The organism is Brooklawnia sp., from assembly GCF_032229645.1.
In the GTDB taxonomy this organism is placed as follows: Bacteria; Actinomycetota; Actinomycetes; order Propionibacteriales; family Propionibacteriaceae; genus Brooklawnia.
Map to the genome: position 1 here is coordinate 1 of NZ_JAVTWX010000140.1, position 9,713 is coordinate 9,713.

10 protein-coding genes are annotated in these 9,713 nt (G+C 63.8%); 5 read left to right on the forward strand and 5 right to left on the reverse strand.

Going from position 1 to position 9,713, the window contains the following annotated elements; translation table 11 throughout:
* Together AAFP05_RS11590 and AAFP05_RS11595 are read left to right on the forward strand one after the other, a co-directional pair.
* Positions 1-180, forward strand: a 180-nt coding sequence (locus AAFP05_RS11590) for a hypothetical protein (protein ID WP_341730048.1), incomplete at its 5' end; no start/stop codon positions are given.
* A gap of 180 nt (positions 181-360) precedes the next feature.
* Positions 361-603, forward strand: a complete 243-nt coding sequence (locus AAFP05_RS11595) for a hypothetical protein (protein ID WP_341730025.1) — start codon at positions 361-363, stop codon at positions 601-603.
* Between the two features lie 414 nt (positions 604-1,017).
* Here the strand turns inward: AAFP05_RS11595 and AAFP05_RS11600 are convergent, their stop codons facing one another.
* The 5 genes from AAFP05_RS11600 to AAFP05_RS11620 all read right to left on the reverse strand — a co-directional run bounded on the left by AAFP05_RS11600 (position 1,018) and on the right by AAFP05_RS11620 (position 7,517).
* Complete coding sequence (locus tag AAFP05_RS11600; RefSeq protein ID WP_341730026.1) at positions 1,018-1,164, reverse strand: hypothetical protein; 147 nt, start codon at positions 1,162-1,164, stop codon at positions 1,018-1,020.
* Between the two features lie 421 nt (positions 1,165-1,585).
* A complete protein-coding gene (gene cydC / locus AAFP05_RS11605; protein WP_341730027.1) occupies positions 1,586-3,202 on the reverse strand; it encodes a thiol reductant ABC exporter subunit CydC in 1,617 nt (538 codons plus the stop codon).
* Positions 3,186-4,832, reverse strand: coding sequence for a thiol reductant ABC exporter subunit CydD (cydD, locus tag AAFP05_RS11610; RefSeq protein WP_341730047.1), 1,647 nt, complete (start codon positions 4,830-4,832; stop codon positions 3,186-3,188). The genes cydC and cydD overlap by 17 nt, the downstream gene beginning before the upstream one ends.
* A 59-nt stretch (positions 4,833-4,891) precedes the next feature.
* Positions 4,892-5,983 (reverse strand): cytochrome d ubiquinol oxidase subunit II, encoded by a 1,092-nt coding sequence (cydB, locus tag AAFP05_RS11615; RefSeq protein ID WP_341730028.1) that lies wholly within the window; start codon positions 5,981-5,983, stop codon positions 4,892-4,894.
* Between the two features lie 19 nt (positions 5,984-6,002).
* Complete coding sequence (locus AAFP05_RS11620) at positions 6,003-7,517, reverse strand: cytochrome ubiquinol oxidase subunit I (RefSeq protein ID WP_341730029.1); 1,515 nt, start codon at positions 7,515-7,517, stop codon at positions 6,003-6,005.
* Positions 7,518-7,714: 197 nt separating this feature from the next.
* Here AAFP05_RS11620 and AAFP05_RS11625 point away from each other — a divergent pair, with 197 nt between their 5' ends.
* Genes AAFP05_RS11625 through AAFP05_RS11635 form a run of 3 tightly spaced genes read left to right on the forward strand, consistent with a single transcriptional unit; the run spans position 7,715 to position 9,687 of the window.
* Complete coding sequence (locus tag AAFP05_RS11625; protein WP_341730030.1) at positions 7,715-8,368, forward strand: biotin transporter BioY; 654 nt, start codon at positions 7,715-7,717, stop codon at positions 8,366-8,368.
* 6 nt (positions 8,369-8,374) lie between these two features.
* A complete protein-coding gene (locus AAFP05_RS11630; RefSeq protein WP_341730031.1) occupies positions 8,375-9,070 on the forward strand; it encodes an ABC transporter ATP-binding protein in 696 nt (231 codons plus the stop codon).
* Positions 9,070-9,687 carry an energy-coupling factor transporter transmembrane protein EcfT gene (locus AAFP05_RS11635; RefSeq protein WP_341730032.1) on the forward strand — a complete coding sequence of 206 codons (618 nt, stop codon included), beginning with the start codon at positions 9,070-9,072 and terminating at the stop codon, positions 9,685-9,687. Before AAFP05_RS11630 ends, AAFP05_RS11635 begins: the two co-directional genes overlap by 1 nt.
* The last annotated feature ends 26 nt before the right edge of the window (positions 9,688-9,713 follow it).

Here is a 9,713-nt window from a genome sequence, read left to right on the forward strand (position 1 = left end):
TCGCGTCGTAAGCCCATTGCCACACCCCGCCCGCAGAATCGACCGCCTGACGCAGCCTGGACGAGGTTCCACCCGTTGTACACCTTCTGCGACCACGACGCCCAGGACACGGGTGAAGCGCTGGTGATCATGCGGCCCGGTAACGCCGGATCGAACACGCCTCCGACCGCCTCCAAGTGATCCGCCAGGCGTTGGATCTGATCGGGTTGGGCAGCTCATCGAAAATACGTCCTATATTATTCCCGGTTTGCTTGCGAGCGCTCGACCGCTATGTCAGTGATCAGATCACTCCTGATAAGCACGTTGCAGTGCTAATTGGGAGATACCCCCCTTCGGTTACCCCAAAAAGAAGGTACAACAATGAAGAATCGTAGATTGATTGTTCTCATCGCCCCCGTCGCTCTGGTATTGGGACTTATTCAGGCGCCAGCAGCATTTGCTTCGCCCGATGATGTCGTGCAAGCGGCCAATCGCATGGACACGGCGATCGGCAGGGCAAACCCTGATGTTTCTCAGGAAGTGGTCGATGGTCTGCCGATATCGATCCAAATCGCTCAGACATTTGGGTCGATCCCAGTGTTCCAGCAGACACAATCTGGCTGACGACAGATGGCGAGGTGTTCGAAGATCAAGCTGCTGACAAGGTTCAACGGTCGGTCCAATGTCGCTGGAATGCTGTGGCTCCCGCCTACAGTTCGGGCCTTCGCTACAATTCTCCGTGCGGATACATCGGCACGGATGGTGGTGCGACTATCACTTACACTCGAACAACCGATCCGAATTCCAGTGGTACCTCTTGCTGGAATGCGCGTCACTACGCGTGGCGTTTCGATAATACCTGGCAGGAGCGATGGACCGGTGCAGGATGCTATGACAGAAGCATTACGCTGAGTTGGGGTCCGGTGGCTTCCACTCCGGCCGCAATCATAAGTAACCCCTCCTACATCGGTTGGGCTGGCGCGTTCGTAGCGTAGAGCGGGCTCTCGTGGCGGCAGGGATACACTCCTAAGAGATGCCTCAGCCGCCACTCGAACGCCGGACGGGAAACAGCATGTCGAAACAAATGATGGCGTTGTGCTCCGCAACATCCTTCCTGATTGCTTTTGGAATCGATGTCTTCTTACGTGCCGAATTGACGTTCAGAATCTCAAGCGTGGTTGTCACGTTACTATCCGATGTGCGAGTCGTGTGCGTAATTGCGGCGGGAGTGCTGCTTGCGTGCGCGGTCATAGGACAACCGGTGCCGGCACAAGAGAGTGCGAATAGACCACTGAGCGGAAGAACATCATTGGTCCTTGGGCTCGGTCTAATAGCTGTCTCAATCACGCTGAGTCTGATCGGTCAGCTCATCGTCCTAGACGCCGAAGAATCATCGCAACAAGCATGGCCAGGACTACTTCTTTCTCTTATGCTCTACGCCATGGAGATCACTGGCTCCATGCTGGTCGCCTTGGGGACGATCTCGCTACTTTCCAGAGGCCACGCCGAGGCACCGAGTGACGAGTAACTGGATCGCGTTCATTTGGCGGATCGACTCCGCCTCAGATCCGGACCACGGGAATACAAAGCCAGGCGGAAATGCGCGTCAGCGCAGCGTGCCGCCGCAGGCCCACCGACTCAGGTCGACCACCCGGTCACAGCGGGCCATCAGATCTTCGTCATGGGTGATCACCAGCAGTGCGGTATCGGCCAGCGTCGTGAACAGGTCGTCCAGCAGCGCCTGCGCGGTCTCGCGGTCGAGATGTTCGGTCGGCTCGTCCAAAATCACCAGTCCATAGGGTTCGGACGAAGCCAGCAGCCGGGCGAGCGCCACCCGCTGGGCCTCGCCGCCCGACAGAGTCGCGCCCTGCTCGCCGACCTCGCGCTGTGGGTCCAGCTGCAGACCGGCCTTGCTCATCGCCGAGACGACCTGTGCATCGGTCGCGTCCTTGTTACCGATCCGCACGTTTTCTGCCAGCGAGGTCGCGAAGATATGCGAGCTCTGCTCCAGGTAGCCGACCCGGCCCGGTGCCAGCAGCTGGCCGCCGCGCGCCGGGATCAACCCCATGACCGTGGCCGCCAATGTCGTCTTCCCGAGCCCCGATGGTCCGGTCAGCGCCACCGAATGACCCGGCTGCACATCAAGGTCGATACCGGCCAGCAGCTCGGGTCCATCGGGCCAGCCGACCCCGACATCGTGCAAGTGCAGCCCCGTCACTGTCGACTCCGGGTCGGCCACCCGATCACCGGATCCGACTGGTTCGGCCCGCAGCACATCGAGCACCCGGGTCAGGGCGGCGCGTGACCGGGTCAACGTCTGGGCCGACTTGGTGAAGTCCGAGTAGACCTCGTGCAGGGCCAGCGGAACCAGCACCAGGATCGCCAGATCGCGACCGAGCATCGTGCCGTTCGCGACCGCGGCCCCGCCGATCGCCAGTCCCGCGACCACAGCCAACCCTGTCGACAGCATCTGGGCGGCCTCCGCGACTCCGCGCGTCCAGGCGCCTTCGCGTTCGCTGGTGCGCAGTTCGCCGTCGATGGCCGCTAGCGCCGCCAGCTCGCGATCGACCAGACCGTAGGCGACCATGTCGGCGGCACCGAGTGAGATCTCGCGCACCTTGTCGCCGAGTTCGCCGCGGGCGGGCACGGCCTGTTCATCCGCCTGCCGTGACCAGCGAGAGGCAAGCCACGGGACGACGACGCCGGCGACGATGGAGATCGCGAGCAGCACCACGGCGTCCAACGGGTTGAAGATCGTCAGGATCGCACTCGTGCCCAGGAAGACCACGACCGCCGAACTGAACGGCATGATCACCCGAACCACCAGATCGACGATGCCCTCGACGTCGGCGGTGACGCGCACCAGCAGGTCACCGTAGCGGCGGCCCAGCAAAGTGGTGCGGCTCAGCGAGGTGAAGGTGAGTTCGCGCAGTCCGCTCTGCATCCGCAGCGCCAGATCGTGACCGGTCAGCCGCTCGAAATAGCGACCGACCCCACGCCCGATCCCGAAGAAACGGACCCCGACCGAAGCGGCCAGCAGATACAACACCGGAGGATGCTCGGCGGCCCGGCTCAGCATCCAGCCCGAGACGCCCATCAGAGCCACGGCGCAACCGCTCGCGAAGATCGCCAGCAGGATCGATACCACCAACCGCCAGCGCCCCCGCGGTTCGCGGGCGATCAGGCGGCTGACCAGCGTGCGGATGTCACTCCCGGTGGCCATTGCCGGCCTCCTGATGGCTGCTCACAGTGCTGCTTTCAAGGCCACGATGGGCGCCAACCGCTACCATTTCGTCGGCCAGCCTCAGCAGCGCCTCCCGGTGGCTGATCACGATCGCTCCCACTCCGGTCCCGCGTACCGCGGCAACGGCCTGGGCCTCGGTCGCCTGATCGAGTCCTGCCGTCGGCTCGTCCAGGACGAGTAACCCGGCTTCGTCCAACTCGATGCGCAGCAGCGCGCGGGCGAGCGCGACTCGCCGGCGTTCTCCGGCGGACAGGCCCTCACCGTCATCGGCGAGCGGACGATCCAATGCCAGATCTTGGCCGCCGGCGCGGTCAAGTACCTCGCGCAGCTGGCTTTGCGCGGCCTGCGGATAGCCGATGGCAACATTCGATCCGATGGTTCCGCGCAGCATCCCCGGGTTCTGATCGACCCAGGCGATCTGGCGTCGCCACGCGGCGAGATCGAGATCGCGCAGGTCGATGCCCCCGACCCGAACGGACCCGCTGGTCGGCTGGACGAAGCCCATCAGCACGTTCAGCGCGGTCGACTTGCCGCCGCCCGAGGGTCCGGTCAGCGCCAGCACATCGCCGGGGCGCATCGTGAAACTCAGGTCCTCCAGGGACGGCCGATCGGCGCCCGGATAGTGCACGCAGACGTGGTCGAAGACGATCTCGGAGGTCATCAATGCGGGAGGCGCAAGTGGCGCCGCCGGCGGGGCCTCGACTGCCTCGATGACGCGGAAGACCGAATCGGCAGCTGCGGCGCCATCGGCCGAGTCATGGAAGTGGACGCCGACCATCCGCACGGGCAGATAGGCCTCGGGCGCGAGCACCAGGACGAACAGGGCGGTCGTGAGATCGAGCGCACCGTCGACGACGCGGAATCCCACGGTGACCGCGACCAGTGCAACGGACAAGGTGGCCAGCAGTTCCAGCACACCACCGGAGAGGAACGCGAGCCGCAGCGTCTTCATGGTCTCGATCCGGGAGCGCTGCTCGACATGCTTCAGACCGGTCAGCTGCCCGCGGGCGCGTCCGAAGACCTGCAGCGTCGGCAGACCGGTGACCAGATCGGTGAAGTGATTGGCCAGCCTGGTCTGATACTTCAGCCGCCGGTCGACCTGCTCGCGGGTGGCGATGCCGATCAGCGCCATGAACAACGGGATCAGCGGCAAGGTGATCGCAATGATGATGGCCGACTCGGTGTCCTGGCCCACGATGACCGCCAGGATCAGTAGCGGGATGAATGCAGCCATCACCAGTTGCGGAAGATACTTCGCAAAGTAGCCGTCCAGAGCATCCAGGCCCTGGGTGGCGAGGTAGATCAGCGTGCTCGATGTGGTCGAGGCATCCCGCGGGTTGGCCAGCCGCGCCGTCATCAGGTCGGTACGCAGCTGCGACTTGACGGATGCGGATGCCCGGTGCGCCAGCCACGAACTCAACCAGCTGAGGCCGGCACGGACGGTGAAGACCGCCCCCAGCACACCGATATAGGCGCCAAGCGATGGCAACGGCCCCGCAAACACGGTCGATCGGCTGCCGAACACTCCGGAGACCGCGTGAGCGATCAGCCAGGCCTGGACGATGATGCAGCCGGCGTTGGCGATACCTGTCAACGCGACGGCGACCAGGAAAGCCCTGGTCGCCGTCGCGCGCTTGAGAAGCCGTGGATCGAGCGGTGGCGCCAAGGTCAGCCGTTCGCGATCTCGACGCCGGCCGTCGCTGCCGAACTCGACTCGGGCGGCATGTGATCCACCGACAACCGGCGGCGGAAGACTCGGTAGCTCCAGATGGTGTAGGCGAGTACCAGTGGCACGCCGACCAGCGCGGCCTTGCTCATCAGGTTCAGCGTGACCGCGGAACTCGCGGCGATCCACATGTCGAACTCGGTGCCGGGTGTTGGCACGAACCCCAGCGTCCCGAAGATCTTGATGAAGATCGTCACGAACAGCGTCGCGATCGCCAGGCCCGTCCCGAAGAACGCCAGGTTCTCGCGCTTCTGGACGCCCTTCTCGGTGTGCATGAGGACCCCGAAGGCCAGTGCCGCGACCGACACCAGGCCGACCACCCACATCGCTGCCGACGCGCCGGATCCCAGGTGCGGGTTGTTGGTTGCCGGGTAGGCGATGTTGCCGATGACGACGAACGCGGCCAGCAACGCCACGGCGACCGGGCCGAGCAGCTTGATCACGCCATGCGCCTTGTCATGCACCGAGCCGGAGGCCTTGAGCGACAGGAAGACCGCGCCGTGGACCATGAAGATCACCACGAGAGCCACGCCACCGAGCAAAGTGAACGGCGTGAACAGGTTCCAGAATCCGCTCATGTGCGGCGGCTGACCGTCGACCGGCATACCCTTCCACATATTCGCGAAGCCGACCCCGAAGACCAGGGACACGATCAGTGAACCGATCGTCGCGCACCAGTCGAAGGTGTCGCGCCAGTTATCGTCCGGCATCAAGGCGCGGTACTCGAACGACACCCCGCGGATGATCAGCCCGAGCAGGACGAGCAGCAGCGGCACATAGAGGCCGCTGAACAGTGTCGAATACCACCCGGGGAAGGCCGCGAACATCGCACCGCCGGCGGTCAGTAGCCAGACCTCGTTGCCGTCCCAGGTCGGGCCGATCGTGTTGATCATGACGCGGCGCTCGGTCGGGTCCTTACCGATGACCGGGTAGAGCATCGCGACACCGAAGTCGAATCCCTCGAGGAAGAAGAAGCCGATCCACAGCACTCCCACCAGGAGGAACCACAGAATAATCAGCTGGTCATGCGACATAGTGAGTATCTCCTTGGCCTCAGTAGGCGAACGACAGCGGCTTGTCGGCGTCCGTGGACACCTCGGGCGGGGTCACGTCGGGCAGGCCCTTGGCGATGTAGGTGAAGAAGAGCTTCAGTACCAGCACGGCGATGATGCCGTAGACCAGAGTAAACGCGCTCATGCTGAAGATGATCTCGCCTGCGCTGACGTTGGGCGAATTGGCCGTCCAGGTGGGCAGCACGCCGTAGACGATCCACGGCTGGCGGCCCATCTCGGTCAAGATCCAACCGAAGGAGTTGGCGAATAGTGGCATGAACGGCAGGGCACCCATCACGTACTTCCAGGTCTGGAACTGCCAGTTCTTATCGACCGGGGGATAGTGGCCCTTACGAGTGAACCACAAGATCGCCAGGCCGATCAGCAAACCGAGCGAGCCCAAGCCGATCATCATCCGGAAGCTGTAGAACGAGATCATCACATTGGGCACCGGGTCGACGCTGAGCTCTGCCAATTGACTGGAGAACTGCTCCTGCAGCGGCGTACGGCCGCCCTCGATGTTGCGATAGCCGTCGGCCAGGAACTGTTCGGTCAGGTCGTTGATGCCCATGACTTCGGCATTCGGATCGTTGAAGGCCAAGATGCTCAAGACGTAGGGCACTTCGAAGCTCCACACCTTGGTCACCTTCGTGATGCCGTCGGATCCGCGTTCTTGGGTGTAGATACCCACGATGGCGAAATCTGCCGGCGCGGAAGTGTCGAGCAGTCCCTCGGACGCGGCCAGCTTCATCGGCTGGAACTTTGCTTCGACCTGGCCCTGTGCGTGACCAGAGGCGAAGACCGCGAGGCAGGCGACGATCATCACCCAGGCGCCCATCCGCGATGACTTGCGCCAGGCATCCTCGTCGGGATGGCCTTGGGGGTTCTCCTTGTGGACCTTCGCGAGCTTCCAGGCGCCCACGCCCGCGAGCAGCGCGCCACCCACCATCAAAGAAGCGGCGATCTGGTGCGGGAAGGTGACCAAGAAGAAGGGGTTGGTGAACAAGGCACTGAAGTCGGCGAGTTCGGCGCGTCCGTTCTCATAGACGGCGCCGACCGGGTTCTGCATGAAGCAGTTCGCGGCCAGGATGAAGATCGCCGAGATGGTGCTACCGAGGGCCACGAGGTACATGCACATGTTGTGCAGACCGCGTGGCAACTTGTCCCAGCCGAAGATCCACAGGCCGATGAAGGTCGACTCGAGGAAGAAGGCGACCAGGGCTTCGAGCGCCAGCGGCGCGCCGAAGATATCGCCGACGAAGCGGGAGTATTCCGACCAGTTCATGCCGAACTGGAATTCCTGCACGATGCCGGTGACCACGCCGGCAGTGAAGTTGATGAGGAAGAGCTTGGAGAAAAACTTGGTGAGGCGCAGCCACTGATCGTCCCCGCTGCGTAGCCAGCGGGTTTGCAGCACTGCAACCATCCAGCTGGTACCGATGGTCATCGGAACGAAAAAGAAGTGGTAGACAGTTGTGATGCCGAACTGCCAACGCGCGAGTACCTGTGCGTCCATAGCGCGAACTTACACCCAGGTCAGCTAGCATTTGCAACTTTTGTCCCGACCCCCCGTCGTTCGGTTGATAGTCAAGTGGTATAAGCGTCTTTGCGTGACGACCGGCTTGTGTAATTGAACCCCGTTAAGGACGATTGCCTGAACAGTGTTAAGGTGTTCGTGTCTCTCCTCCTGAAAACTCTGAAAGGCCGTCGCGCATGAGCACACAGCCGTCGCATCCCGCCCGCGATATCGCACTGATCGCAGTCTTCGCGGGTGTCACTGCTGCACTCGGGCTCATCCCACCGATCTACCTGCCGATCTCGCCCGCGCCGATCACCGCTCAGTCGCTCGGCCCGATGCTGGCCGGCGCCATCCTGGGCGGCCGTCGTGGCGGAGGATCCATACTCCTGTTCATGGCGATGGTCGCCCTTGGCCTGCCGCTGCTTTCGGGCGGACGCGGCGGCATCGGCGTCTTTTTCAGCCCGACCGTCGGCTTCCTGGTGGGCTTCGTCGTCTGTGCCTTCGTGATGGGCTGGGCCACCTACCGGGTCGGCGCGCCCTACTCGATCTGGAAGGGCCTGATCATCACTCTGCTCGGCGGCCTGCTGCTGATGTACCTCTTCGGGATCTCCGGCATGATGGTCGCCGGTCACCTGAGCCTCTCGCAGGCCTTGCTCGCCCAGGTGGTGTATTTGCCCGGCGATCTGGCCAAGGCCGTGATCGCGGTGCTCATCGCCAAGGGTGTGCACACCGCCTATCCGGGGCTGCTGCCCTGGCGCGGGCGGGGCGAAGCCGCTGGCCAGGGTGAGGCCTCGGTACACGACCAGGCCGAGGCGGGCGCCGCGTCCGTCGCCGACCGCGTACGCTGAATTGGCGTGGTACGTATCGAGGTCGATCACGTCGGTCACCGCTACGGGCAAGGCCCGCTGGCCAGACAGGTGCTCGACGACGTCAGCACCGAGCTGACCGAAAGCAGGATCGGGGTCATCGGCCACAACGGATCAGGCAAGTCGACCTTCGTCCGGATGCTCAATGCGCTGCTGATCCCCAGCCAGGGTGCGGTCCGGGTGAACGGGCTGGATACCGCTTCGGCTGCGGCAAAGGTGCGTAAGCTCGCCGGATTCTTGTTCACCGACCCTGACACCCAGATCATCATGCCAACGGTGGCTGAGGATGTCGCCTTCGGGCTGCGCAAGTCGGGGCTCAGCAAGCAGGAGATCGCTGCCCGGGTGGACGAGATGCTGGACCGCTTCGGGCTGGCCGGTCACCGGGACCATCCGGCGCACCTGCTCTCTGGCGGACAGAAGCAGCTGCTCGCACTGGCATCGGTGCTGATCACCTCGCCGCAGCTGATCATCATGGACGAACCGACCACCCTGCTCGACCTGCGCAACGCCCGGATGATCGGGCGGGTCATCAGTGAGCTGTCGCAGACGGTGGTCTTGGCCACCCATCATCTCTACCTACTGGACGACTTCGATCGGGTGTTGGTCTTCGACTCGGGACGATTGGTCGCCGACGCCCCACCCCCCGAGGCGTTGGCGTACTACCGCGAGCTGATGGAAGCCTGATGGCGATCGGCATCAACACGCTGGGCCTCTACCGGCAGGGATCCTCGTTGCTGCACCGGGCGCCCGCCGTAGCAAAGCTGTGCGCCTTGGTGGTGCTGGGTGCTGCGTCCATTTGGCTGCAATCGCGCTGGTGGCTGGTACTGGCAGCTCTGGCGCTGGTGCTGGCCGGCTATCTGGTGGCGGGGTTCCCGCTCGGGTTGATGCTCAAACAGCTGCGTCCGATGATCTGGCTGCTGGTTTTCATCGCGGCAATGAACTGGTGGTCGTTCGACTGGCAGCATGCGATAGCCATCCCCGGCATGATCGCCGCGCTGGTCGCGGCGGCCGGGCTGGTCACCTTGACGACCCCGATGAGCGCCCTGATCGACGTCGTGGTGCGGGCGGTCGGGCCGCTGCGCAGGTTCGGGGTCGATCCCGAGCGTGTCGGGCTGACATTGATGCTGGGCATCCGCTGCGTGCCGGTGGTCGCCGGATTGGCTCGCGAGGTGCGTGAGGCGCAGATCGCGCGTACCGCCACTCGCAGCTTCCGGGCCTTCGCAGTGCCGCTGCTGGTGCGTGCGCTACGCGATGCGGACGCCCTGGGCGACGCTCTGGTCGCCCGCGGTTTCGACGACTGAGTACGAGCTGCTGGCAACCGCGGCCC